The sequence below is a fragment of the Allochromatium vinosum DSM 180 genome, assembly GCF_000025485.1.
GTDB lineage: Bacteria > Pseudomonadota > Gammaproteobacteria > Chromatiales > Chromatiaceae > Thermochromatium > Thermochromatium vinosum.
The window spans coordinates 2675950-2700743 of sequence record NC_013851.1 but is presented as its reverse complement, the minus strand read 5'-3'; the positions used below and the strand labels follow the sequence as shown (position 1 = coordinate 2700743).

Below are 24794 nucleotides of genomic sequence, written 5' to 3'. Positions count from 1 at the left end.
CCTCGGTTGAGTATTATCGTTCGGGTCGTCGGTTCAGTCGTGATACGCGACGGCGTGAATTTATCACAAGCGCCGATGGCGCGATCAGGGCTCGATTGACGAATGTCAATCGAGCCGGTCCGAGTGGGGCGGGTAGGTCGGGCGCGCTGTCGCTCAACCGCGAGGGGGCGCCGGCCTCAGGCGGGCGTGAGCGGCGCGCGACCGATGGAGATGTAGGTCAGGCCGGTGGCGCGGGCGAGCGATCCGTCGAGGATGTTGCGTCCATCGAAGATGACCGGGGTGCGCAATCGGGAGCGGATCGCTTCGAAGTTCGGGCTGCGGAATTGCGACCACTCGGTCACCACTGCCAATGCATCGGCACCATCCACGGCCGCGAGCGCGTCACCGGCCAGGGTCAGGTCGGCGCGTTCGCCATAGATCCGCCGAGTTTCCTCCATGGCCACCGGATCATAGGCTCGGACCTGGGCGCCGGCCTCCCATAGCGCCTCCATCAGCACCCGGCTGGAGGCCTCGCGCATGTCGTCGGTATTGGGTTTGAAAGACAGTCCCCAGATGGCGATGGTCTTGCCGGCCAGCTCGTTGCCGAAATAGTCGCGGATCTTGCTGAAAAGCACCTCTTTCTGGCGGAAATTCACCGCCTCGACCGCTTGCAGCAGTTCGGCCGCGTAGCCCAGCCCGCGCGCGGTGCGCTCCAGGGCGCGCACGTCCTTGGGGAAACAGGAGCCGCCATAGCCGCAGCCCGGATAGATGAACTGATAGCCGATGCGCGGGTCCGAGCCGATGCCGACGCGCACCTTCTCGATGTCGGCGCCGACGGCCTCGGCGATGTTCGACAGCTCGTTCATGAAGCTGATCTTGGTCGCCAGCATAGCGTTGGCGGCGTACTTCGTCAGCTCGGCTGAGCGCACGTCCATCAGCATCAGTCGGTCGTGACTGCGGTTGAAGGGCGCATAGAGCGCGCGCAGCAGTTCGCCGGTGCGCGGATTGTCGGTGCCGACGATGATGCGGTCCGGCCGCATGAAGTCCTCGATCGCCGCGCCCTCCTTGAGGAATTCGGGGTTGGAGACGACATCGAACTCGACTGTCTGGCCTCGACTCGCCTGCACCTCGCGCACCGTATCGGCGACCCGGTCGGCGGTACCTACGGGCACGGTCGACTTGTCGACCAGGATACGGTATTCGGTCATGTGCTCGGCGATGGTGCGCGCGACTGCCAGGACATACTGGAGATCGGCCGAGCCGTCATCGTCGGGCGGGGTGCCGACAGCGATGAACTGGAACAAGCCGTGCTCGACGCCGGCCTTGGCGTCGGTCGAGAAGCGCAGCCGGCCGGCCTCGCGGTTGGACTGGATCATCTCGTCGAGTCCAGGCTCGTAGATCGGCACGCCGCCGCTGTTGAGCAGATCGATCTTGTTCGGATCGATGTCGATGCAGAGCACGTTGTTGCCCACCTCGGCCAGGCAGACGCCCGTCACCAGCCCTACATATCCAGTACCAAAGATCGTCACATCCATCGCTGTAATTCTCGGATAATCGTCAAGGATTGGGATCGAAGCCGTTCATGTTAGCAGCTTGGATCATGTGGCTGCATGACGAACGCATTGCAGCGAATCGGGCGACGCCCAGGCGTGTTGGCCAGGCTGTCGCAGTCTGGGCAGAGTGGCCGCTGGCGGTCGAACGTAAAATACCTGTTGACGGGGTCTGAGTTCACCCCTAAAATGCGCCGCTCATTTGGAGGGGTTCCCGAGCGGTCAAAGGGATCAGACTGTAAATCTGACGGCTCAGCCTTCGGAGGTTCGAATCCTCCCCCCTCCACCAAATATGTTCGTTGCGATTGACGTTCTCGCGGATGTCTGGCGCGGCTCGACGCTTTCGCGGGTGTAGTTCAATGGTAGAACCTCAGCCTTCCAAGCTGATGGTGTGGGTTCGATTCCCATCACCCGCTCCAGGTCTTGCATGAAGGTCGTTTGAGTTTTTGCCCATGTAGCTCAGTTGGTAGAGCACACCCTTGGTAAGGGTGAGGTCACCGGTTCAATTCCGGTCATGGGCTCCATAATTTCGGAATTTAAGGTCTTGCGTGCCGTGAGGTGCGTTCAATCGATTTGTCACATGCGGGGAGCCGTTCATGTCCAAAGAAAAATTTCAACGTAGCAAGCCTCACGTCAACGTTGGCACGATTGGCCACGTCGACCACGGCAAGACCACGCTGACGGCGGCGATCACCACGCATCAGGCCAAGAAGTTCGGCGGTGAGGCGCGGGCCTACGACCAGATCGACAACGCCCCGGAAGAGCGCGAGCGCGGCATCACCATTGCCACGGCGCACGTGGAGTACGAGAGCGACAAGCGTCACTACGCCCATGTCGACTGCCCCGGTCACGCCGACTATGTCAAGAACATGATCACCGGCGCGGCGCAGATGGACGGCGCGATTCTGGTGTGCTCGGCCGCCGACGGCCCGATGCCCCAGACCCGTGAGCACATCCTGCTGTCACGTCAGGTCGGCGTGCCCTACATCGTGGTGTACCTGAACAAGGCCGACATGGTCGACGACGCCGAGCTTCTGGAGCTGGTCGAGATGGAAGTGCGCGAGCTGCTCTCCAGCTACGACTTCCCCGGCGACGACACCCCGATCATCACCGGCTCGGCCAAGCTGGCGCTGGAAGGCGACACCTCCGAAATCGGCGGTCCCTCGATCGACCGACTGATGGAGGCGCTCGACAGCTACATTCCCGAGCCGGAGCGGGCCATCGACGGCGCCTTCCTGATGCCGATCGAAGACGTGTTCTCGATCTCCGGACGCGGCACCGTGGTGACCGGACGTGTCGAGCGCGGCATCGTCAAGGTCGGCGAAGAAGTGGCCATCGTCGGCATCAAAGACACCGTCAAGACCATCTGCACCGGTGTCGAAATGTTCCGCAAGCTGCTCGACCAGGGTCAGGCCGGTGACAACATCGGCGCCCTGCTGCGCGGCACCAAGCGTGAAGACGTCGAGCGTGGTCAGGTGCTGGCCAAGCCCGGCTCGATCACCCCGCACACCCACTTCGAAGCTGAAGTGTACGTGCTGAGCAAGGAAGAGGGCGGTCGTCACACCCCCTTCTTCAACGGCTATCGTCCGCAGTTCTACTTCCGCACCACCGACGTCACCGGCGCTTGCGAGCTGCCCGAAGGCATCGAGATGGTGATGCCGGGCGACAACGTCAAAATGACGATCAAGCTGATCGCGCCGATCGCGATGGAAGAAGGTCTGCGCTTTGCGGTCCGCGAGGGCGGTCGCACCGTCGGCGCGGGTGTTGTTGCTAAGATCATCGAGTAATCCGCGATCGCGGCGGCGCGAAATCATCCCCAGGTTTCGCATCCGCTGACATCGCTTCGAGTTTAGGCCAGTAGCTCAATTGGCAGAGCAGCGGTCTCCAAAACCGCAGGTTGGGGGTTCGAGTCCCTCCTGGCCTGCCATTCAAATCACCGCAACCGCTCCCTCCTGGGAGCGGTTTATGGTGAGATCCCCTAGCTTCGCGTGAGTCAATGAGGCTTCCTGTCGGGCGCGTTTTGACGGCATTTTTCAGGCCGCGTTCCGCTGAGTCCGTTGGTTTTTGATGTGCTGTATTCGAGCCAGAAAGCTAAATTTGTCGCGCTAGACGCGGTTTGGAAATAGGCGAATTCATGAGTTCACGCGCAGAGACCCGCGGTGCCGGCTTGGATTCTCTCAAGCTGGGTGGCGCTGCATTCCTCCTGGTCGGCGGTATCCTGGCCTTCTATTATTTCTCCGAAGTCTCGACGCTGCTGCGCGTGATCGCGCTGCTGGTGATCAGCGGCGGCGCGGCGGCCATTGCCTTCCAGACCGAACGCGGTCGCGCGCTCTGGCAGTTCATGTCCGATTCGCGCATGGAAGTGCGCAAGGTCGTCTGGCCCTCGCGTCAGGAGACCCTGCAGACGACCCTGGTCGTCGTGGTCATGGTGCTGCTCGTCGGCATCGTCCTCTGGCTGTTCGATATGATGTTGATGTCGATTCTGCGATTCCTGACTGGCCAGGGGGGCTGAGCATGTCCAAGCGTTGGTACGTCATTCATGCCTACTCGGGCTTCGAGGGGCAGGTCAAGCGTTCGCTGGAAGATCACGTCAAGCGTGCCGGGCTCGATGAGCTGTTCGGGCAGATCCTGGTGCCGACCGAAGAAGTGGTCGAGATGCGCGGCGGACAGCAGCGCAAGAGCGAGCGCAAGTTCTTCCCCGGCTATGTCCTCGTCCACATGGAGTTGACTGACGAGACCTGGCATCTGGTCAAGAACGTGCCCAAAGTCATGGGCTTCATCGGCGGCACGGGCGATCGTCCGGCGCCTATCCCGGACTCCCAAGCCGATGTCATCCTGCAGCGCTTGCAGGAGGGTGGCGAGAAGCCGCGCCCGAAGGTGCTCTACGAGCCGGGCGAGGTGGTGCGCGTCACCGACGGCCCCTTCACCGACTTCAACGGCGTGGTCGAGGACGTCGACTACGACAAGAGTCGCGTCAAGGTCTCGGTACTCATCTTCGGTCGCTCGACGCCAGTCGAGCTGGAATTCGCCCAGGTCGAGAAGGTCTGAACGGCGTCCATCCACTGATCCGCGTGAACTGAATTTCTTGGCCGAGCCCTCCCGGACTCGGTCTCCAGACCGCCCGTTTCGGGCAACACACACGGGGAGCCGGATCGATCCTCCGGCGCTTGCACCCATTGGAGAGTCATCGTGGCAAAGAAGATCAATGCCTACATCAAGCTTCAGGTCAAGGCGGGGGTGGCGACACCCAGTCCGCCGGTCGGCCCGGCGCTTGGTCAGCACGGCGTCAACATCATGGAGTTCTGCAAGGCGTTCAATGCGCGCACGCAGGAACTGGAGCAGGGCTTGCCGATTCCGGTGGTCATCACCGTCTATTCGGACCGCAGCTTCACCTTCATCACCAAGACCCCGCCGGCTTCGATTCTGCTCAAGAAGGCCGTTGGTCTCACGAGCGGCAGCGCCAAGCCGAATACCAACAAGGTCGGCACCGTCACGCGCGAGCAGCTCGAACAGATCGCCACTGTCAAGATGCCCGATCTGACCGCCGCCGACATGGATGCCGCCGTGCGCACCATCGCCGGTAGCGCGCGCTCCATGGGTCTGAACGTCGAGGGGGTGAACTGATATGGCGCGTCTCAGCAAGCGTGTGCGTGCAATCCGTGAGCGTGTCGAGGCCGGCAAGCTCTATGCGGCTGACGAGGCTTTCTCGCTGCTCAAGGAACTCTCCCAGGTCAAGTTCGCCGAAAGCGTCGATGTGTCGGTGAATCTGGGCGTCGATCCGCGTAAGTCGGATCAGGTCGTTCGCGGCTCGACCGTGCTGCCGCACGGCATCGGCAAGACCGTGCGCGTCGCCGTCTTCGCCCAGGGCGCCGGTGCTGATGCCGCGCGTGAAGCCGGGGCCGACAAGGTCGGTTTCGAGGATCTGGCCGAGGAGATGAAGGCCGGTCAGCTCGACTATGACGTCGTCATCGCCTCTCCGGATGCGATGCGTATCGTCGGTCAGCTCGGTAAGGTGCTCGGCCCGCGGGGTCTGATGCCCAACCCCAAGGTCGGCACCGTGTCCCCGGATGTGGCCGAGGCCGTGCGCAATGCCAAGGCCGGTCAGGTGCGCTATCGCACCGACAAGGCGGGCATCATCCACTGCCCGCTCGGCAAGGTCGACTTCGAGCCTGAAAAGCTGCGCGAGAACCTTGAGATGCTGCTCGGCAGTCTGATGAAGGCCAAGCCGACGGCCGCCAAGGGTATTTACATGAAGAAGGTCACGGTCTCCAGCACCATGGGACCGGGCCTGACGGTCGACCATTCGGCCCTGACCTTCTGATCCAGGGTGCCGGCTCTCGGGCCGGCACGCTTGGAGGATTTTCTTTGAGGTCTCGGGCATCGCTGGAGACCGTTAAAGACCGCGGGTGTCCGAGACGCTATGACGGAATGCAGCGTCTGGACTTAATGCCCACCACGCCCGCGCAGACGGTGCTCCCGAGTCAGATCGTTAGCTGATGACGGCGCACGAACCTGGCGAGTCGGTTCGTCACTGGACGTGACGGCCCGCTCGCCGCCCGGTCTCGACCGGGTTCCAATGTCAGTAGAGGTGACGACAGTGGCGCTGAATTTTGCGCAAAAAGAAGCAATCGTCGCCGAAGTCGCGGAAGTTGCAAAGAGCGCCTATTCGGCCATCGCAGCCGAGTACCGGGGCTTGACCGTCGAGCAACTGACCAAGCTGCGCGTGGAAGCACGCAAGGCCGGGGTCTATGTGCGCGTGGTCAAGAATACCCTGGCCAAGCGCGCGCTGGAAGACACGGATTTCGCCTGCATGCGGGATGGGCTCACCGGCCCGATGATCCTCGCCTTTTCGCAGGACGATCCGGGTTCGGTCGCGCGCGTTCTGGAGCCCTTCGCCAAGGAGCATGACAAGTTCCAGGTGCGGATCATCGCCCTGGGCGGCAAGCTGCTCGCGCCCACGGAGATCGGCAGTCTCGCGAAGATGCCGACCTACGATCAGGCGATCAGTCTGCTCATGGCGACCATGAAGGCTCCGGTCCAGAAGCTCGCCGCAACGCTCAACGAGGTGCCGGGCAAGCTCGTCCGCACCGTCGCCGCGATTCGCGATGCCAAGGAAGCCGCCTAAGGCGCGTCTTCCATCCATCAGCTACCCGATCAACCGTATTTTCTAGGAGAAACCCATGGCCGTTTCGAAAGACGACATTCTCGAAGCGATTGGCAACATGACCGTGCTCGAGGTCGTCGACCTCATCAGCGCGATGGAAGAGAAGTTCGGCGTGACTGCCGCCGCCGCTGTCGTGGCCGCCGGTCCGGCCGCTGGTGGCGCTGAGGCCGCCGCCGTCGAGGAACAGACTGAGTTCAACGTCGTTCTGACCTCGTTCGGTGCCAACAAGGTTGGCGTCATCAAGGCCGTACGCTCGATCACCGGTTTGGGCCTGAAGGAAGCCAAGGACGCCGTCGAAGGCGTTCCGACCGTCCTGAAGGAAGGCGTGTCCAAGGCCGAGGCCGAAGCCGCGAAGAAGGAACTCGAAGAGGCTGGCGCCGCGGTCGAGATCAAGTAACGGCGCGTTGCGTCGTTATTCGTTCGACCAAGTAAGCGAGGCTGGCGGCGATTAGCCGCCGGCCTTTTCCCGTTGGATTCGGCGAATCCGGTGGGATAGCACGCCCAAATCCGGGCGTGTCTTGATTCCGATTTCGAGTTTCGAGCCATCCGCATCCGTGTCCATGCCCCGTCAGGGACCCACGCAAGCATCTCGAGGGAAGGCATAATGGCCTATTCGTTCACCGAAAAGAAGCGCATCCGCAAAGACTTCGGCAAGCGTCCCAGTATCCTGGACGTCCCGTTCCTGCTGGCCACGCAGATCGACTCCTATCGCGAGTTCCTGCAAGCCGATGTGTCGGTCAAGGACCGCCGGGATCTCGGGTTGCATGCGGCCTTCAAGTCCGTGTTCCCCATCGAGAGCTACTCGGGCAACGCTGTGCTGGAGTATGTCAAGTATCGCCTGGGCGATCCAGTGTTCGACGAGCGCGAGTGTCATCTGCGTGGCGCGACCTTCGCGGCGCCCCTGCGCGTGCTGCTGCGGCTGGTGATCTACGACAAGGAGGCCCCGGCCGGCTCCAAGGTCGTCAAGGACGTGCGCGAACAGGAAGTCTACATGGGCGAACTGCCGCTCATGACCGAGACCGGCACCTTCATCATCAACGGCACCGAGCGCGTCATCGTTTCGCAGTTGCACCGCTCGCCCGGTGTCTTCTTCGACCATGACAAGGGCAAGACCCACTCCTCGGGCAAGCTGCTGTTCTCGGCGCGCGTCATTCCCTATCGCGGCTCCTGGCTCGACTTCGAGTTCGATCCCAAGGACAACGTCTTCGTGCGCATCGACCGTCGGCGCAAGCTGCCGGCCACGGTGCTGCTGCGTGCGCTCGGCTATGGCGTCGAGGACATCCTCGGACGTTTCTTCGAGACCGACACCTTCCGCCTCCAGGGTCAGACCGTCACGCTTGATCTGGTCCCCGAGCGTCTGCGCGGCGAGACCGTCGGCTTCGATGTGAAGATCGGCGACGAGGTACTGGTCGAGTCCGGCCGGCGTGTGACGGCGCGCCACATCCGCGAACTCCAGAAGGCCGGCGTCGATCGTCTGGAAGTGCCGGCGGACTTCCTGCTCGGCCGCATCCTGGCGCACGCCCAGGTCGACAGCGACACCGGCGAGGTCTTCGCCGAGGCCAATGATCCGATCACGCCCGAGTTGCTGGAGACCCTGTTCCGCAAGGGCATCGAGACCCTGGAGACCCTGTTCGTCAACGATCTCGACCAGGGGCCTTACATCTCCGAGACCCTGCGCATCGATCCGACGACCAACGATCTGGACGCTCAGATCGAGATCTATCGCATGATGCGTCCCGGCGAGCCGCCGACCAAGGAGGCCGCCCAGAATCTGTTCCACAACCTGTTCTTCACCTCCGATCGCTACGATCTCTCGGCGGTCGGTCGCATGAAGTTCAACCGCCGGCTCGGTCGTGCCGACGAGACGGGGCCGGGCGTCATCTATGACGGGCGCTATTTCGCCGGTCGCACGGATGACTTCTCCAAAAAGCTCTTCGACCAGTACGGCGAGGGTGCCTCCGACATCCTCGATTCGCTCAAGGTACTGGTCGAGCTGCGCAACGGTCGCGGTATGGTCGACGACATCGACCATCTGGGCAACCGTCGCATCCGCTGCGTCGGCGAGATGGCCGAGAACCAGTTCCGCGTCGGTCTGGTGCGTGTCGAGCGCGCGGTCAAGGAGCGTCTGTCGCTGGCCGAGTCCGAGGGGCTGATGCCGCAGGAACTCATCAACGCCAAGCCGGTGTCGGCGGCGATCAAGGAGTTCTTCGGTTCCTCGCAGCTCTCGCAGTTCATGGACCAGAACAACCCGCTGTCCGAGGTCACGCACAAGCGGCGCGTCTCGGCGCTCGGTCCCGGCGGTCTGGCGCGCGAGCGGGCCGGCTTCGAGGTGCGCGACGTCCATCCGACCCACTATGGCCGCGTCTGCCCGATCGAGACCCCTGAAGGTCCGAACATCGGTCTGATCAACTCGCTGGCGGTCTATGCCCGCACCAACTCCTACGGCTTCCTGGAGACGCCCTATCGCAAGGTCGAGGACGGCCGTGTCACCGATCGCATCGACTATCTGTCGGCGATCGAGGAGGGCAACTTCGTCATCGCCCAGGCCAACGCGACCCTGGACGCGGACGGTCGGCTCGCCGATGCGCTGGTCTCTTGCCGTCATGCCAACGAGTTCGCCATGCGCGCACCCGAAGAAGTCCAGTACATGGACGTCTCGCCGCGTCAGATCGTCTCGGTGGCCGCGTCGCTGATCCCGTTCCTGGAGCACGACGACGCCAACCGCGCGCTCATGGGTTCGAACATGCAGCGTCAGGCCGTGCCCACGCTGCGCGCCGAAAAGCCGCTGGTCGGCACCGGCATGGAGCGCGTGGTGGCGCGTGACTCGGGCGTGTACGTGGTCGCGCGGCGCGGTGGTGTCATCGAGTCGGTCGATGCGGCGCGTATCGTGGTGCGCGTCAACGACGACGAGGCGGCCAAGACCCCGGACGTGCCGGGCGTCGACATCTACAACCTGACCAAGTACACCCGCTCCAACCAGAACACCTGTATCAATCAGCGTCCGCTGGTCAAGCTGGGTGATGCGATCGCGCGCGGCGATGTCCTGGCCGACGGTCCCTCGACCGACATGGGTGAGCTGGCACTGGGTCAGAACCTGCGCGTGGCCTTCATGCCCTGGAACGGCTACAACTTCGAGGACTCGATCCTGATCTCGGAGCGCGTGGTGCAGGAGGATCGCTTCACCACCATCCATATCGAGGAGCTGTCCTGTCTGGCGCGCGACACCAAGCTCGGGCCGGAGGAGATCACGGGCGACATCCCGAACGTGGGTGAGTCGGCGCTCTCCAAGCTCGACGAGTCGGGCATCGTCTATGTCGGCGCCGAAGTGCGTGACGGCGACATCCTGGTCGGCAAGGTCACGCCCAAGGGCGAGACCCAGCTGACCCCGGAAGAGAAGCTGCTGCGCGCCATCTTCGGCGAGAAGGCCTCCGACGTGAAGGACACCTCGCTGCGTCTGCCCACCGGCATGAACGGCACCGTGGTCGACGTCCAGGTCTTCACCCGCGACGGCGTGGACAAGGACAAGCGTGCCATCGAGATCGAGGAGATGGAACTGGAGCGCGTGCGCAAGGACTTCGCCGACCAGCAGCGCATCATGGAGAACGACACCTTCCAGCGTGTCGAGAAGCTCCTGGTGGGCCGGGTCGCCGACGGCGGTCCGGGCGGCTTCCGTCCCGGTTCCGAGATCACCAAGGACTATCTCGATTCGCTCAAGTCCAAGGGTTCGCGCGACGGCTGGTTCGAGATCCGCGTGCGTGACGAGGACGTCGCCACCCAGCTCGAAGCCGTCGCCGCCCAGGTCAAGCAGCAGCGCGAGGAATTCCGCGAGCGCTATGAGGTCAAGAAGCGCAAGGTCGCCAGCGGTGACGATCTGGCGCCCGGCGTGCTCAAGATGGTCAAGGTCTATGTGGCCGTGAAGCGCCGCATCCAGCCCGGCGACAAGATGGCCGGCCGTCACGGTAACAAGGGTGTCATCTCCAAGGTGGTGCCGGTCGAGGACATGCCGTTCTCGGCCGACGGCGTGCCGGTCGACATCGTGCTCAACCCGCTCGGCGTGCCCTCGCGCATGAACGTCGGTCAGGTGCTGGAGACCCATCTCGGTTGGGCGGCCCAGGGTCTGGGCGAGAAGATCGGGCGTATGCTGCAACGCCAGACGGCGATCGGCGAGCTGCGCGACTTCCTGGAGCAGGTCTACAACACCAGCGGCAAGCAGGAAGATCTGGCGAGCTTCTCCGACGACGAGATCCTGGAGCTGGCGCGCAATCTGACCCGAGGCGTGCCGCTGGCCACGCCGGTCTTCGACGGTGCGACCGAGGAAGAGATCAAGGCGATGCTCAAGCTCGCCGACCGCGACAACACCGAACAGGGCGTGCCGAGCGGTCAGACCATTCTGTTCGACGGGCGCTCCGGCGACCAGTTCGAGCGTCCGGTCACTGTGGGCTACATGTACATGATCAAGCTCAACCATCTGGTCGACGACAAGATGCACGCCCGTTCGACCGGTCCCTACAGCCTGGTCACGCAGCAGCCGCTGGGCGGCAAGGCGCAGTTCGGCGGTCAGCGCTTTGGTGAGATGGAGGTCTGGGCGCTGGAAGCCTATGGCGCCGCCTACACCCTGCAGGAGATGCTCACGGTCAAGTCCGACGACGTCAACGGGCGCACCAAGATGTACAAGAACATCGTGGATGGGGATCACCGCATGGAGGCCGGCATGCCCGAGTCCTTCAACGTGCTGGTCAAGGAGATCCGCTCGCTCGCCATCAACGTGGAGCTACAGCAGGATTGATGGGGTAGGGTGCGGTGAGCGAACCGCACCGATCGCCGGTGATGCGGTTCTTTCGATGCCGCATCCCGGTCTCCGTTCAAAGCTCAAGCGTTGTGGCGATGGGTGTCGCTGCCGCTCTACCCATCCCAAGCCGGTTATTCCAGGCAGGAGATCAAGGTCTTGAAAGATCTACTCAAAATCATCAAGCAACAGGGTCAGGCACTCGAATTCGACGCGATCAAGATCGGGCTGGCCTCGCCCGAGATGATCCGTTCCTGGTCCTATGGCGAGGTCAAGAAGCCCGAGACCATCAACTATCGCACCTTCAAGCCGGAGCGCGACGGGCTGTTCTGCGCCAAGATCTTCGGACCCATCACCGACTACGAGTGCATCTGCGGCAAGTACAAGCGCCTGAAGCATCGCGGCGTGGTGTGCGAGAAGTGCGGCGTCGAGGTCACGCTGGCCAAGGTGCGCCGCGAGCGCATGGGCCATATCGATCTCGCGAGTCCGGTGGCGCACATCTGGTTCCTCAAGTCGCTGCCCTCGCGCATCGGCCTCCTGCTCGACATGACCCTGCGCGACATCGAGCGCATCCTCTATTTCGAGTCCTTCGTCGTCATCGATCCGGGCATGATCGTGGATCTCGAACGCGGTCAACTGCTCAATGACGAGCAGTATCTCGACGTGCTCGAAGCCAATGGCGACGAGTTCGACGCACGCATGGGCGCCGAGGCCATCTACGAACTGCTGCGCAGCATCGACATGGCCGCCGAGATCCGCCGCATGCGCGAGGAGATCGAGTCGACCAACTCCGAGACCAAGATCAAGAAGCTCGCCAAGCGCCTCAAGCTCATGGAGTCGCTGCTGGCCTCGGGCAACCGGCCGGAGTGGATGATCCTGACCGTGCTGCCGGTGCTGCCGCCCGAACTGCGCCCGCTGGTGCCGCTCGACGGCGGACGCTTCGCGACCTCGGATCTCAATGATCTCTATCGCCGCGTCATCAACCGCAACAATCGTCTCAAGCGCCTGCTCGATCTGATCGCGCCCGACATCATCGTGCGCAACGAGAAGCGCATGCTCCAGGAGTCGGTCGACGCGCTGCTCGACAACGGGCGTCGCGGGCGTGCCATCACCGGCACCAACAAGCGTCCGCTCAAGTCGCTCGCCGACATGATCAAGGGCAAGCAGGGCCGCTTCCGGCAGAACCTGCTCGGCAAGCGCGTCGACTACTCGGGCCGTTCGGTCATCGTGGTCGGTCCGACGCTCAAGCTCCATCAGTGCGGTCTGCCCAAGCGCATGGCCCTGGAGCTGTTCAAGCCCTTCATCTTCAGCAAGCTCCAGTTCCGCGGGCTGGCGGCCACCATCAAGGCGGCCAAGAAGATGGTCGAGCGCGGCACCCCGGAGGTGTGGGACATCCTCGAAGAGGTGATCCGCGAGCATCCGGTCATGCTCAACCGCGCGCCGACCCTGCACCGTCTGGGCATCCAGGCGTTCGAGCCGGTGCTGATCGAAGGCAAGGCGATCCAGCTCCATCCGCTGGTCTGTACCGCCTTCAACGCCGACTTCGACGGCGACCAGATGGCCGTGCACGTCCCGCTGTCGCTGGAGGCGCAGTTGGAAGCGCGCGCCCTGATGATGGCCTCCAACAACATCCTCTCGCCCGCCAACGGCGAGCCGATCATCGTGCCGTCGCAGGACGTGGTCCTGGGTCTCTATTACATGACCCGCGAGCGCATCGGCGCCAAGGGTGAGGGCGCGCTGTTCAGCAACATCGACGAAGCGCGCCGCGCCTATGAGACCGGACACGCGGATTTGCATGCGCGCTGCACGGTGCGTCTCCGCGAAGTCATCAAGCATAAGGACGGCTCGCTGACCGAGCGTACAAGCCTCAAGGAAACGACTGTCGGGCGTGCCATGGTGTTCGCCATCGTGCCCGAGGGGCTGCCTTTCGAGCTGGTCGACCGTCCGCTGGGCAAGAAGCAGATCTCGATGCTGATCAACACCTGCTATCGCCGCCTGGGACTCAAGGACACCGTGGTCTTCGCCGACCAGGTGATGTATCTGGGTTTCCGCATGGCCACCCGCGCCGGTGTCTCCATCGGTCTCGACGACATGGAGGTGCCGCGCGACGACCAGGACGCCAAGATGGACAAGGGCGCACTGCTCGCGGCGGCTGAGCTCGAGGTGCAGGAGATCCAGCAGCAGTACGCCTCGGGTCTGGTGACGAACGGCGAGCGCTACAACAAGGTCGTCGACATCTGGTCGCGCACCAACGATCAGGTCGCCAAGGCCATGATGTCCAAGCTGGGTACGGATCTGGCCAAGACCGATCCCGGCTTCGAGGCCGAGCGTCTGATCGGTGAGTACCGTCAGGCGGCCCTGTCGGCGGTCGAGCCTGAGGGCTACGAGGCGCTACGGGCGATCTTCGCCGAGTGGCAGGGCGAGCTGCGTTCGGCGGCTCGGGCACTGGCGCGCGAGGAACTGAGCCTGGAGGCGTTCAACGCTCGTTTCGACGAACTGACCGCGCGCTATCGTCCCGAGGTCATGGCCAAGCTCGACCCTGAGCGGATCAAGACGTCCGAGGGTCGCGAGCGTCTGGCGAGCGGACTCAAGGAGGCGCCGACGCGCCTGATCGAGGAGCGCAAGCAGGACTCGTTCAACTCCATCTACATGATGGCCAACTCCGGCGCCCGTGGCTCGGCGGCCCAGATCCGTCAGCTCGCCGGGATGCGCGGCCTGATGGCCAAGCCGGACGGCTCCATCATCGAGACGCCGATCACCGCAAACTTCCGCGAGGGTCTGAACGTCATCCAGTACTTCATCTCGACTCACGGCGCGCGCAAGGGTCTGGCCGATACCGCGCTCAAGACCGCGAACTCCGGATATCTCACCCGGCGTCTGGTCGACGTGGCGCAGGACATGGTGGTGCTCGAAGAGGACTGTGGCACCGATCAGGGTCTGCTGATGGCGCCCGTCATCGAGGGCGGCGACGTGGTCGAACCGCTGCGTGATCGCATCCTCGGGCGTGTGACGGCGGTCGATGTCTATCGTCCGGGCGTCGACAACCCGGAGTTGATCTGCAAGGCCGGCACCCTGCTCGATGAGGGTTGGGTCGAGCGCTTCGAAGACGTCGGTATCGACCAGGTGCGGGTGCGTTCGCCCATCACCTGTGAGTCGCGACTCGGCGTCTGCGCCCAGTGCTATGGACGCGATCTGGCGCGCGGTCATCGCGTCAACATGGGCGAAGCGGTCGGTGTCATCGCGGCCCAGTCGATCGGCGAGCCGGGCACCCAGCTCACCATGCGCACCTTCCACATCGGTGGTGCGGCCTCGCGTGCGGCGGCCGTCAGCAGCATCGAGATCAAGAACGGCGGCTCGGCGCGTCTGCACAACATCAAGACCGTGCAGCATCACTCGGGCAACCTGGTCGCGGTCTCGCGTTCGGGCGAACTGACCGTGGTCGACGAGCGCGGCATGGAGAAGGAGCGCTACAAGGTGCCCTATGGCGCGACCCTGCGCGTCGGCGACGGCGACGCCGTCAAGCCGGGCGACGTGGTTGCGACCTGGGATCCGCACACCCACCCCGTGGTCACCGAGGTGGCCGGTCGACTGGAGTTCGAGGACTTCATCGAGGGCGTGACCGTACAGGCCCAGACTGATGATGTCACGGGTCTGAGTTCGCTGGTGGTCATCGATCCCAAGCAGCGTCCGGCGGCCGGCAAGGATCTGCGGCCCATGGTCAAGCTGCTCGACGAGAACGGCAACGAGCTCAACATTGCCGGTACGGATCTGCCGGCACGCTATGCCCTGTCCTCGGGCGCCATCGTCAGTGTGGCCAATGGCGCCAACGTCGGCGTTGGCGACATCCTGGCGCGTATTCCGCAGGAGTCCTCCAAGACCCGCGACATCACCGGCGGTCTGCCGCGCGTTGCGGATCTGTTCGAGGCACGCAAGCCCAAGGAACCGGCCCTGCTCGCCGAGGCCAGCGGTACCATCGGCTTCGGTAAGGACACCAAGGGCAAGCAGCGTCTCATCATCACCAAGGACGACGGCGAGACGGTCGAGGAGTTGATTCCGAAGTGGCGTCATGTCAACGTCTTCGAGGGCGAGCGCGTGGAGCGCGGTGAGGTGATCGCCGACGGCGAACTGGCCTCGCACGACATCCTGCGTCTGAAGGGCGTCACCGCGCTGGCCGAGTATCTGGTCAAGGAGATCCAGGACGTCTACCGTCTGCAGGGCGTGAAGATCAACGACAAGCACATCGAGGTCATCGTGCGTCAGATGCTGCGCAAGGTCGAGGTCACGGCACCGGGCGACACCCGACTGCTGCGCGGCGAGCAGGTCGAACATGCGTTGCTGATCGACGAGAACAAGCGCGCCATGGCCGAGGGCAAGCAGCCGGCACTCTACGAGCCGTTGCTGCTCGGCATCACCAAGGCGTCGCTGGCCACCGAGTCCTTCATCTCGGCGGCCTCATTCCAGGAGACCACGCGCGTGCTCACCGAAGCCGCCGTGCGCGGCTCGACCGATCGGCTCGTGGGGCTGAAGGAGAACGTCATCGTCGGTCGTCTCATCCCGGCCGGTACGGGGCTGTCCTACCATCAGGAACGGCGTCGTCAGCGGGTGCTCGACTCGGGCAAGGTCGAGATGGCCACCGAAGATCTGGAACAGGCGCTCAACACCCCGGAAGCCGCTGAGTAGTCCGAATGGACATCCGCCTAGGTCGATCAGGGAGTTGACACGTCCTAGGCGTCTCCCTATACTGCTCTGTCTCAGCTAGCCGGTAGACTATCGGCTAGCTTCATTTTTTATCCGATTCCCTGGTTTGGGCGCCTTTGCCCGGCCCCTGAGCAGACGGTCGCATCTGGTGCGTGTCATTCCGGCGATGTCATCGAGCCGGCCCGTGCGCGCAGGCTTCGTTTGACTCCAAAGAAGAATCATGGCGCGAGGGCGCCGCTGGAGACTCATCGCATGGCAACGATCAACCAACTCGTCCGCAAGCCTCGCAAGCGAAACGTGGCGAAAACCAACGTGCCCGCCCTCGAGGCCTGTCCGCAGCGTCGCGGGGTCTGCACGCGCGTCTACACCACTACGCCCAAGAAGCCGAACTCGGCGCTGCGTAAAGTGGCCCGCGTGCGTCTGACCAACGGGTATGAGGTCGCGTCCTACATCGGCGGCGAAGGCCATAATCTTCAGGAACACTCGGTGGTCCTGATTCGCGGCGGTCGTGTCAAGGACTTGCCGGGCGTGCGCTACCACACCGTACGCGGTACCCTGGACACCTCGGGTGTCGAGAAGCGCCGTCAGGCGCGTTCCAAGTACGGCGCCAAGCGTCCGAAGAAGTGATCGCGCGCTGACGCGACCCAGACTACAACGAATACGTCGGAGCCTTAGAAGACCATGCCAAGAAGACGCGTTGCCGCTCGCCGTCAAATCCTTCCGGATCCCAAGCACGGAAGCGAGTTGCTGACCAAGTTCATCAACATGATGATGGAGGACGGCAAGAAGTCCGTCGCCGAGCATATCATCTACAGCGCCCTGGATCAGATCGCCGAGAAGAAAGGCGGAAGCCCGGTCGAGCTGCTTGAGCAGGCGATGGAGAACGTGCGTCCGATGGTCGAAGTCAAGTCGCGTCGTGTCGGCGGTGCTACTTATCAGGTTCCGGTCGAGGTGCGTCCGGCTCGCCGCAATTCGCTGGCCATGCGCTGGCTGATCGATTCGGCGCGCAAGCGGTCCGAAAAGTCCATGGCCCAGCGTCTCGCTGGCGAGCTGATGGACGCGGCCGACTCGCGTGGCACGGCAGTCAAGAAGAAAGAAGACACCCATCGCATGGCCGAAGCCAACAAAGCCTTCTCGCATTACCGCTGGTAATTCGGCGGTTTCGCGTTCGTTTTTTCGAGTTCTTTAGGATCATCAGGGCGGATTCAGTCGTGGCACGTAGCACACCCATCGAGCGGTACCGCAATCTTGGCATCATGGCACACATCGATGCCGGGAAGACCACTACCACGGAGCGCATCCTGTTCTATACGGGTGTCTCGCACAAAATCGGCGAGGTGCACGACGGCGCCGCCACCATGGACTGGATGGAGCAGGAACAGGAGCGTGGTATCACCATCACCTCGGCGGCCACGACCTGCTTCTGGAAAGGCATGGCGCTCGACCGTCCTGAGCACCGCATCAACATCATCGACACTCCCGGGCACGTCGACTTCACCATTGAAGTCGAGCGTTCGCTGCGCGTCCTCGACGGCGCCTGCGCGGTCTTTTGCGCGGTCGGTGGCGTCGAGCCTCAGTCCGAGACCGTCTGGCGTCAGGCCAACAAGTACGGCGTTCCGCGTCTGGCGTTCGTCAACAAGATGGACCGCATGGGCGCGAACTTCCTGCGCGTCGTCGGTCAGGTCAAGGATCGTCTGGGCGGCAATCCCGTTCCGCTCCAGCTGCCGATCGGTGCCGAAGAGCACTTCAAGGGCGTCGTCGACCTAGTCAAGATGAAAGCCATCCTCTGGGACGATGAGTCCAAGGGCACCAAATTCGAGTACGGCGACATTCCGGCCGACATGGTCGACGACTGTGAGGAATGGCGCGAGAAGCTGGTCGAGGCCGCTGCCGAGTCCAGCGAAGAGCTGATGGAGAAGTACCTCGAAGGCGAAGCTCTGACTGAGGACGAGATCAAGTCCGGTCTGCGTGCGCGTACCCTGAAGAGCGAAATCGTGCCCATGCTGTGCGGCTCGGCGTTCAAGAACAAGGGCGTGCAGGCCATGCTCGACGCCGTGCTCGATTACATGCCGTCGCCGGTCGATGTGCCTGCGATCAAGGGCATCCTTGATGACAGGGACGAGAGCGAAGGTTCGCGCGAAGCGTCCGACACCGCGCCCTTTGCCGCGCTCGCGTTCAAGATCGCAACCGACCCCTTCGTCGGTACCCTGACCTTCTTCCGTGTCTATTCGGGTGTGCTCAACTCAGGCGATACCCTGTACAACCCGGTCAAGGGCAAGAAAGAGCGCATCGGCCGTATCCTGCAGATGCACGCCAACAACCGTGAGGAGATCAAGGAAGTCCGCGCCGGCGACATCGCCGCTGCCGTCGGTCTGAAAGATGTCACCACGGGCGACACCCTGTGCGATCTCAATCAGATCATCACCCTGGAGCGCATGGAGTTCCCCGAGCCGGTCATCTCGGTCGCGGTCGAGCCCAAGACCAAGGGCGACCAGGAGAAGATGGGTATCGCGCTGCAGAAGCTGGCGCAGGAAGACCCGTCGTTCCGCGTCCATACCGACGAGGAATCCGGTCAGACCATCATCTCCGGCATGGGCGAGCTGCACCTCGAAATCATCGTCGACCGCATGCGTCGCGAATTCAAGGTCGAGGCCAACGTCGGCGCGCCCCAGGTCAGCTACCGCGAGACCATTCGCACCAGCGTCGAGCAGGACACCAAGTTCGCCCGTCAGTCCGGCGGTCGCGGTCAGTATGGTCATGTCCTCATCCGCGTCGAGCCGATGGAAGCCGGTGGCGGTTACGAGTTCGTCAACGGCATCGTCGGCGGTACCGTGCCGAAAGAATACATTCCGGCGGTCGACAAGGGCATCCAGGAGGCCATGAAGAACGGTATCCTGGCCGGCTTCCCCATGGTCGATATCAAGGTCACCCTCTACGACGGCTCCTATCACGAAGTTGACTCCAGTGAAATGGCGTTCAAGATCGCCGGCTCCATGGCGATCAAGGAAGCGGCGGCCAAGGCCAAGCCGGTTCTTCTGGAGCCGATCATGAAGGTCGAGGTGGTCACGCCCGAGGAGAACATGGGCGACGTCATGGGTGACATCAACAGCCGTCGCGGCATGATCCAGGGTATGGACGATTCCCCGTCCGGCAAGATCATCCGTGCCGAGGTTCCGCTGTCGGAGATGTTCGGTTATGCCACCGACCTGCGTTCGGCGACCCAGGGTCGCGCGACCTACAGCATGGAATTCTGCAAGTACAACGAGGTGCCCGCCAGCATTGCCGAAGCGGTCTCCAAGAAGAAGTAACGATTCATCCGAAGGGTAGAGCGGGATGTCCAAAGAAAAATTTCAACGTAGCAAGCCTCACGTCAACGTTGGCACGATTGGCCACGTCGACCACGGCAAGACCACGCTGACGGCGGCGATCACCACGCATCAGGCCAAGAAGTTCGGCGGTGAGGCGCGGGCCTACGACCAGATCGACAACGCCCCGGAAGAGCGCGAGCGCGGCATCACCATTGCCACGGCGCACGTGGAGTACGAGAGCGACAAGCGTCACTACGCCCATGTCGACTGCCCCGGTCACGCCGACTATGTCAAGAACATGATCACCGGCGCGGCGCAGATGGACGGCGCGATTCTGGTGTGCTCGGCCGCCGACGGCCCGATGCCCCAGACCCGTGAGCACATCCTGCTGTCACGTCAGGTCGGCGTGCCCTACATCGTGGTGTACCTGAACAAGGCCGACATGGTCGACGACGCCGAGCTTCTGGAGCTGGTCGAGATGGAAGTGCGCGAGCTGCTCTCCAGCTACGACTTCCCCGGCGACGACACCCCGATCATCACCGGCTCGGCCAAGCTGGCGCTGGAAGGCGACACCTCCGAAATCGGCGGTCCCTCGATCGACCGACTGATGGAGGCGCTCGACAGCTACATTCCCGAGCCGGAGCGGGCCATCGACGGCGCCTTCCTGATGCCGATCGAAGACGTGTTCTCGATCTCCGGACGCGGCACCGTGGTGACCGGACGTGTCGAGCGCGGCATCGTCAAGGTCGGCGAAGAAGTGGCCATCGTCGGCATCAAAGACACCGTCAAGACCATCTGCACCGGTGTCGAAATGTTCCGCAAGCTGCTCGACCAGGGTCAGGCCGGTGACAACATCGGCGCCCTGCTGCGCGGCACCAAGCGTGAAGACGTCGAGCGTGGTCAGGTGCTGGCCAAGCCCGGCTCGATCACCCCGCACACCCACTTCGAAGCTGAAGTGTACGTGCTGAGCAAGGAAGAGGGCGGTCGTCACACCCCCTTCTTCAACGGCTATCGTCCGCAGTTCTACTTCCGCACCACCGACGTCACCGGCGCTTGCGAGCTGCCCGAAGGCATCGAGATGGTGATGCCGGGCGACAACGTCAAAATGACGATCAAGCTGATCGCGCCGATCGCGATGGAAGAAGGTCTGCGCTTTGCGGTCCGCGAGGGCGGTCGCACCGTCGGCGCGGGTGTTGTTGCTAAGATCATCGAGTAAGGGCATGACGAATCAGAGAATCCGAATTCGGCTGAAGGCGTTCGATCATCGTCTGATCGATCAGTCCGCGCGTGAGATCGTCGATACCGCCAAGCGCACCGGCGCTCAGGTGCGTGGCCCGGTCCCGCTGCCGTCCAAGAAAGAGCGTTTCACCGTTCTGGTCTCACCGCACGTCAACAAGGACGCACGCGACCAGTACGAACTGCGGACGCACAAGCGTTTGATGGACATCGTCGATCCGACCGACAAGACCGTCGACGCCCTGATGAAACTCGATCTGGCCGCCGGTGTCGACGTCCAGATCAAGCTGAGCTGAGGACGAAATCATGTCGATCGGAGTTATCGGACGCAAAGCCGGCATGACCCGTGTCTTCACTGAGGCAGGTGAAAGCATCCCGGTCACCGTGATCGAGGTCACGCCGAACCGCGTCAGTCAGGTCAAATCCGAAGAGACCGATGGCTATCGCGCCATCCAGGTCGCCTTCGGCCAGCGTCGCGCCTCGCGCGTCACCAAGCCGATGGCGGGTCATTACGCCAAGGCCGGTGTTGAGGCGGGTGAAGTGCTGCGCGAGTTCCGTCTGGAAGGCGGCGAAGGCGCCGACCTCCAGGTCGGTCAGGAGATTTCGGTCTCCATCTTCGAGCCGGGCCAGAAGGTCGATGTGCGTGGCGTGACCAAGGGTCGTGGTTTTTCCGGCGTCATCCGCCGTCACCACTTCGCCGGTCAGGACCGCACCCACGGCAACTCGCTGTCGCACCGCGCGCCGGGTTCCATCGGTCAGAACCAGACCCCCGGGCGCGTGTGGAAGGGTAAGAAGATGGCGGGTCATCTTGGCGCCGCCAATCGTTGTCAGCAAAATCTCGAGGTCGTGCGCATCGACGCCGAACGCAACCTGCTCCTCGTCCGTGGCGGCGTGCCCGGACCGACGGGAGGGCGTCTGGTCGTGCTGCCGTCCGTGAAGCAAAAGAACAAGGGCTGAGCACTCATGGAGATCGCCATTCGAAACCACACTGGCGCGTCCAGTGTGCAGGTTTCCGACGCCGTCTTCGGCGTGGAATACAAACCAGGCCTGGTCCACCAGGTCGTGACCGCCTACATGGCGGGCGCGCGCGCCGGCACCAAGGCCCAGAAGAACCGTGCGGCGGTTTCCGGTGGCGGTTCCAAACCGTGGCGCCAGAAGGGAACCGGTCGTGCCCGCGCAGGTACCTCCCGTAGCCCGCTGTGGCGCTCGGGCGGTGTGACCTTCGCGGCCCAGCCGCGCGACTACGGCCAGAAAGTCAACCGCAAGATGTATCGCGGCGCCGTGCGCTCGATCCTGTCTGAGCTGGTACGCACCGAGCGTCTGGTGGTCGTCTCCGAGCTGGCGCTGGAAGAGGCCAAGACCAAGGCTCTGATCGCGCTGCTCAAGAGCCATGACCTGACCGACGCCCTCATCCTCACCGATGGGTTCGATGACACGCTCTATCTGGCCGCGCGCAATCTGCCCAAGGTCGACGTGCTGTCGGCTCAAGAGGTCGATCCGGTCAGCCTGGTCGCCTTCGAGACCATCCTCGCCACCGAGGCGGCGATCAAGAAGCTGGAGGAGCGGCTGGCATGAACAAAGAGCGTCTGATGAAGGTGCTGGTCGCGCCCGTGATCTCCGAGAAAGCCACCCGTCTGGCCGAGACGGCCGGTCAGGTGACTTTCCGTGTCCTGAGCGATGCGACCAAGCAGGAAGTCGCCAAGGCGGTCGAGATGCTGTTCGAGGTCGAAGTCGATCGCGTCCAGATCCTCAACGTCAAGGGCAAGCAGAAGCGCCATGGGCAGCGTCTGGGCAAGCGTCAGGACTGGCGCAAGGCCTATGTGCGCCTCAAGGCCGGCCAAGACATCGACTTCGGCGACGCCGCTTGAGCGCGGCGGCGGACAGCAACGGATAGATCAAGATGCCAATCGTAAAGACCAAACCGACGTCCGCCGGACGACGCTTCGTCGTCAAGGTGACGACGCCCGATCTGCACAAGGGCGCGCCCCATGCGCCCCTGATCGACAAGCAGAGCAAGCACGGCGGACGCAACAATCAGGGCCGTGTATCCGTTCGCCATCAGGGCGGCGGTCACAAGCAGCGTTATCGCATCATCGACTTCAAGCGCAACCGCAAGGACGGGATTCCCGCCACCGTGGAGCGTCTGGAGTATGATCCGAACCGCTCGGCGCACATCGCACTGCTGAAGTATGCCGACGGCGAGCGCACCTACATCATTGCCCCCAAGGGCCTGAAGGCCGGCGACTCGGTCATTTCGGGCGAGGCCGCGCCGATTGCGGTCGGCAACTGCATGCCGCTACGCAACATCCCGGTCGGCACCCAGGTGCACTGTATCGAGATGCGTCCCGGCAAGGGCGCGCAGATCGCGCGTTCGGCCGGTGCCGCAGTGCAGCTGGTGGCGCGCGACTCCGGTACCGCAACCCTGCGTTTGCGTTCCGGCGAGATGCGTAAAGTGCATTCCGACTGCCGCGCCGTCATCGGCGAGGTGGGCAACAGCGAACACAGCCTGCGCAAGCTCGGCAAGGCCGGCGCGAGCCGCTGGCGCGGTATCCGTCCGACGGTGCGCGGCGTGGTCATGAACCCGGTCGATCACCCGCACGGCGGTGGTGAAGGCCGGACCTCCGGCGGCCGTCATCCGGTCACGCCCTGGGGTGTGCCGACCAAGGGCCACAAGACGCGCCATAACAAGCGGACCGACGGCATGATCGTGCGTCGTCGCGGTCAGAAATAGCATCAGTCGAGGTTGAGCCAGTGCCACGTTCGATTCGAAAGGGCCCGTTCGTCGATCACCACCTGATCAAGAAGGTGGAAGAGGCGGTCGCCCAAAACAGCAAGCGCCCGATCAAGACCTGGTCGCGCCGTTCCATGGTGTTGCCTGAGATGGTTGGTCTGACCATTGCCGTCCATAACGGGCGTCAACATGTGCCGGTTCTCGTCAACGAAAACATGATCGGCCACAAGCTCGGCGAGTTCGCGTTGACCCGTACCTATCGTGGTCACGCCGCCGACAAGAAAGCGAAGAAGCGCTAGTCGGAGATCGCGATGCAAGCTGTAGCCACACACAAATACGCCCGGATCTCGGCGCAGAAGGCCCGACTGGTCGCGGATCTGATTCGCGGCAAGCGTGTCGAGGAAGCCCTCAACACGCTGTCCTTCAGCCCCAAGAAGGGCGCCGACATCATCAAGAAAGTCCTGGAGTCGGCGATCGCCAACGCCGAGCACAATGAGGGCGCCGACATCGACGAACTCAAGGTCGCGGCCATCCAGGTCAACGAGGGGCCGACCATGAAGCGGATCATGCCGCGCGCCAAGGGCCGCGCCAACCGCATCATGAAACGCACCAGCCACATCACGCTGACCGTGGCCGAAGCCTAGAGGATCCAGGGGACCAGTATGGGACAGAAAGTTCATCCGAATGGTATCCGGCTTGGCATCGTCAAGGACTGGACATCCAAGTGGTATGCCAATTCCAAGGACTATGCCGATCTGCTCAACACCGATCTCCAGGTCCGCGACTTCCTGCGCAAGGAACTCGCCAAGGCGTCGGTGAGCCGCATCCAGATCGACCGTCCGGCCAAGAATGCCCACATCACCATCCACACCGCCCGTCCGGGCGTGGTGATCGGCAAGAAGGGCGAGGACATCGACAAGCTGCGCGCCAAGGTCTCGGAGATGATGGGCATTCCGGTGCACATCGCCATCGAAGAGATCCGCAAGCCGGAACTCGACGCGCAACTGGTGGCCGAGGGCATTGCTCAGCAGCTCGAACGGCGTATCATGTTCCGCCGCGCCATGAAGCGTTCGATCCAGAACACCATGCGTCTGGGCGCCGAGGGCATCAAGGTCAGCGTTGCCGGTCGCCTGAACGGTGCCGAGATCGCACGCAGCGAGTGGGCGCGTGAAGGCCGTGTGCCGCTGCACACCCTGCGTGCCGACATCGACTACGGCTTTGCCGAGGCCAAGACGACCTACGGCGTGCTCGGAGTCAAGGTCTGGATCTTCAAGGGCGAGGTTTTCGGCGACCAGCTGCCCGAGGAACCGGCGCCGAAGGCGTCCGGAAAGAAGGGTTAAGT

General features: G+C 63.2%; 21 protein-coding genes, 4 tRNA genes and 1 pseudogene. 25 read left to right on the top strand and 1 reads right to left on the bottom strand.

Annotation, left to right across the window (positions count from 1 at the left end; all coding sequences use genetic code 11):
* Positions 1 to 176: 176 nt before the first annotated feature.
* On the bottom strand, positions 177 to 1514 hold the full coding sequence (locus ALVIN_RS11870; protein ID WP_012971565.1) for a UDP-glucose dehydrogenase family protein: 1338 nt from the start codon (positions 1512 to 1514) through the stop codon (positions 177 to 179).
* A 219-nt stretch (positions 1515 to 1733) separates the two neighbouring features.
* Between ALVIN_RS11870 and ALVIN_RS11865 the strand changes: the two genes are divergently transcribed.
* From ALVIN_RS11865 to rpsC, 25 genes and pseudogenes are all read left to right on the top strand, one after another.
* A tRNA-Tyr gene (locus ALVIN_RS11865) sits at positions 1734 to 1818 on the top strand.
* Between the two features lie 56 nt (positions 1819 to 1874).
* A tRNA-Gly gene (locus tag ALVIN_RS11860) sits at positions 1875 to 1948 on the top strand.
* Between the two features lie 29 nt (positions 1949 to 1977).
* A tRNA-Thr gene (locus ALVIN_RS11855) sits at positions 1978 to 2053 on the top strand.
* A 72-nt stretch (positions 2054 to 2125) separates the two neighbouring features.
* Positions 2126 to 3316 (top strand): elongation factor Tu, encoded by a 1191-nt coding sequence (gene tuf / locus ALVIN_RS11850; RefSeq protein ID WP_012971553.1) that lies wholly within the window; start codon positions 2126 to 2128, stop codon positions 3314 to 3316.
* A 64-nt stretch (positions 3317 to 3380) separates the two neighbouring features.
* Positions 3381 to 3456, top strand: a tRNA-Trp gene (locus ALVIN_RS11845).
* Positions 3457 to 3663: 207 nt separating this feature from the next.
* Positions 3664 to 4041, top strand: coding sequence for a preprotein translocase subunit SecE (secE, locus tag ALVIN_RS11840; protein ID WP_012971564.1), 378 nt, complete (start codon positions 3664 to 3666; stop codon positions 4039 to 4041).
* Between the two features lie 2 nt (positions 4042 to 4043).
* Positions 4044 to 4577 (top strand): transcription termination/antitermination protein NusG, encoded by a 534-nt coding sequence (nusG, locus tag ALVIN_RS11835; RefSeq protein ID WP_012971563.1) that lies wholly within the window; start codon positions 4044 to 4046, stop codon positions 4575 to 4577.
* 141 nt (positions 4578 to 4718) lie between these two features.
* Positions 4719 to 5153, top strand: a complete 435-nt coding sequence (rplK, locus tag ALVIN_RS11830; RefSeq protein WP_012971562.1) for a 50S ribosomal protein L11 — start codon at positions 4719 to 4721, stop codon at positions 5151 to 5153.
* A 1-nt stretch (position 5154) separates the two neighbouring features.
* Positions 5155 to 5850: a 50S ribosomal protein L1 gene (gene rplA, locus ALVIN_RS11825; RefSeq protein ID WP_012971561.1), complete on the top strand. Its 696-nt coding sequence runs from the start codon at positions 5155 to 5157 to the stop codon at positions 5848 to 5850.
* A 276-nt stretch (positions 5851 to 6126) separates the two neighbouring features.
* Positions 6127 to 6654, top strand: a complete 528-nt coding sequence (gene rplJ / locus ALVIN_RS11820) for a 50S ribosomal protein L10 (RefSeq protein ID WP_012971560.1) — start codon at positions 6127 to 6129, stop codon at positions 6652 to 6654.
* A gap of 55 nt (positions 6655 to 6709) precedes the next feature.
* On the top strand, positions 6710 to 7090 hold the full coding sequence (rplL, locus tag ALVIN_RS11815) for a 50S ribosomal protein L7/L12 (protein ID WP_012971559.1): 381 nt from the start codon (positions 6710 to 6712) through the stop codon (positions 7088 to 7090).
* 207 nt (positions 7091 to 7297) lie between these two features.
* Positions 7298 to 11479: a DNA-directed RNA polymerase subunit beta gene (gene rpoB, locus ALVIN_RS11810; protein WP_012971558.1), complete on the top strand. Its 4182-nt coding sequence runs from the start codon at positions 7298 to 7300 to the stop codon at positions 11477 to 11479.
* Between the two features lie 159 nt (positions 11480 to 11638).
* Positions 11639 to 16075: pseudogene (gene rpoC, locus ALVIN_RS11805) on the top strand (DNA-directed RNA polymerase subunit beta'); the annotation flags it as partial.
* 354 nt (positions 16076 to 16429) lie between these two features.
* A complete protein-coding gene (rpsL, locus tag ALVIN_RS11800; RefSeq protein ID WP_012971556.1) occupies positions 16430 to 16804 on the top strand; it encodes a 30S ribosomal protein S12 in 375 nt (124 codons plus the stop codon).
* 54 nt (positions 16805 to 16858) lie between these two features.
* Positions 16859 to 17329 carry a 30S ribosomal protein S7 gene (rpsG, locus tag ALVIN_RS11795; protein ID WP_012971555.1) on the top strand — a complete coding sequence of 157 codons (471 nt, stop codon included), beginning with the start codon at positions 16859 to 16861 and terminating at the stop codon, positions 17327 to 17329.
* A 59-nt stretch (positions 17330 to 17388) separates the two neighbouring features.
* Entirely contained in the window at positions 17389 to 19485 is a 2097-nt protein-coding gene (gene fusA / locus ALVIN_RS11790; RefSeq protein WP_012971554.1) for an elongation factor G, read from the top strand.
* A 25-nt stretch (positions 19486 to 19510) separates the two neighbouring features.
* Entirely contained in the window at positions 19511 to 20701 is a 1191-nt protein-coding gene (tuf, locus tag ALVIN_RS11785) for an elongation factor Tu (protein ID WP_012971553.1), read from the top strand.
* Between the two features lie 4 nt (positions 20702 to 20705).
* Entirely contained in the window at positions 20706 to 21017 is a 312-nt protein-coding gene (rpsJ, locus tag ALVIN_RS11780) for a 30S ribosomal protein S10 (RefSeq protein ID WP_007040450.1), read from the top strand.
* A gap of 10 nt (positions 21018 to 21027) precedes the next feature.
* Entirely contained in the window at positions 21028 to 21678 is a 651-nt protein-coding gene (rplC, locus tag ALVIN_RS11775; RefSeq protein WP_012971552.1) for a 50S ribosomal protein L3, read from the top strand.
* 6 nt (positions 21679 to 21684) lie between these two features.
* Positions 21685 to 22296, top strand: coding sequence for a 50S ribosomal protein L4 (gene rplD, locus ALVIN_RS11770; RefSeq protein ID WP_012971551.1), 612 nt, complete (start codon positions 21685 to 21687; stop codon positions 22294 to 22296).
* A complete protein-coding gene (gene rplW, locus ALVIN_RS11765) occupies positions 22293 to 22589 on the top strand; it encodes a 50S ribosomal protein L23 (RefSeq protein WP_012971550.1) in 297 nt (98 codons plus the stop codon). Before rplD ends, rplW begins: the two co-directional genes overlap by 4 nt.
* Before the next feature lie 32 nt (positions 22590 to 22621).
* The gene (gene rplB / locus ALVIN_RS11760) at positions 22622 to 23452 is read left to right on the top strand and encodes a 50S ribosomal protein L2 (protein ID WP_012971549.1); all 831 of its coding nucleotides are present in this window, start codon (positions 22622 to 22624) and stop codon (positions 23450 to 23452) included.
* Positions 23453 to 23472: 20 nt separating this feature from the next.
* Positions 23473 to 23751 carry a 30S ribosomal protein S19 gene (gene rpsS / locus ALVIN_RS11755; RefSeq protein WP_012971548.1) on the top strand — a complete coding sequence of 93 codons (279 nt, stop codon included), beginning with the start codon at positions 23473 to 23475 and terminating at the stop codon, positions 23749 to 23751.
* 12 nt (positions 23752 to 23763) lie between these two features.
* Positions 23764 to 24096: a 50S ribosomal protein L22 gene (gene rplV / locus ALVIN_RS11750; protein WP_012971547.1), complete on the top strand. Its 333-nt coding sequence runs from the start codon at positions 23764 to 23766 to the stop codon at positions 24094 to 24096.
* A gap of 18 nt (positions 24097 to 24114) precedes the next feature.
* Entirely contained in the window at positions 24115 to 24792 is a 678-nt protein-coding gene (gene rpsC, locus ALVIN_RS11745) for a 30S ribosomal protein S3 (RefSeq protein WP_012971546.1), read from the top strand.
* The last annotated feature ends 2 nt before the right edge of the window (positions 24793 to 24794 follow it).

Coding starts and splice junctions, on each gene's coding strand:
- ALVIN_RS11870 (WP_012971565.1), bottom strand. CDS start 1,514: ATGGATGTGACGATCTTTGGTACTGGATATGTAGGGCTGGTGACGGGC.
- tuf (WP_012971553.1), top strand. CDS start 2,126: ATGTCCAAAGAAAAATTTCAACGTAGCAAGCCTCACGTCAACGTTGGC.
- secE (WP_012971564.1), top strand. CDS start 3,664: ATGAGTTCACGCGCAGAGACCCGCGGTGCCGGCTTGGATTCTCTCAAG.
- nusG (WP_012971563.1), top strand. CDS start 4,044: ATGTCCAAGCGTTGGTACGTCATTCATGCCTACTCGGGCTTCGAGGGG.
- rplA (WP_012971561.1), top strand. CDS start 5,155: ATGGCGCGTCTCAGCAAGCGTGTGCGTGCAATCCGTGAGCGTGTCGAG.
- rplL (WP_012971559.1), top strand. CDS start 6,710: ATGGCCGTTTCGAAAGACGACATTCTCGAAGCGATTGGCAACATGACC.
- rpoB (WP_012971558.1), top strand. CDS start 7,298: ATGGCCTATTCGTTCACCGAAAAGAAGCGCATCCGCAAAGACTTCGGC.
- rpsL (WP_012971556.1), top strand. CDS start 16,430: ATGGCAACGATCAACCAACTCGTCCGCAAGCCTCGCAAGCGAAACGTG.
- rpsG (WP_012971555.1), top strand. CDS start 16,859: ATGCCAAGAAGACGCGTTGCCGCTCGCCGTCAAATCCTTCCGGATCCC.
- tuf (WP_012971553.1), top strand. CDS start 19,511: ATGTCCAAAGAAAAATTTCAACGTAGCAAGCCTCACGTCAACGTTGGC.
- rpsJ (WP_007040450.1), top strand. CDS start 20,706: ATGACGAATCAGAGAATCCGAATTCGGCTGAAGGCGTTCGATCATCGT.
- rplC (WP_012971552.1), top strand. CDS start 21,028: ATGTCGATCGGAGTTATCGGACGCAAAGCCGGCATGACCCGTGTCTTC.
- rplD (WP_012971551.1), top strand. CDS start 21,685: ATGGAGATCGCCATTCGAAACCACACTGGCGCGTCCAGTGTGCAGGTT.
- rplW (WP_012971550.1), top strand. CDS start 22,293: ATGAACAAAGAGCGTCTGATGAAGGTGCTGGTCGCGCCCGTGATCTCC.
- rplB (WP_012971549.1), top strand. CDS start 22,622: ATGCCAATCGTAAAGACCAAACCGACGTCCGCCGGACGACGCTTCGTC.
- rplV (WP_012971547.1), top strand. CDS start 23,764: ATGCAAGCTGTAGCCACACACAAATACGCCCGGATCTCGGCGCAGAAG.
- rpsC (WP_012971546.1), top strand. CDS start 24,115: ATGGGACAGAAAGTTCATCCGAATGGTATCCGGCTTGGCATCGTCAAG.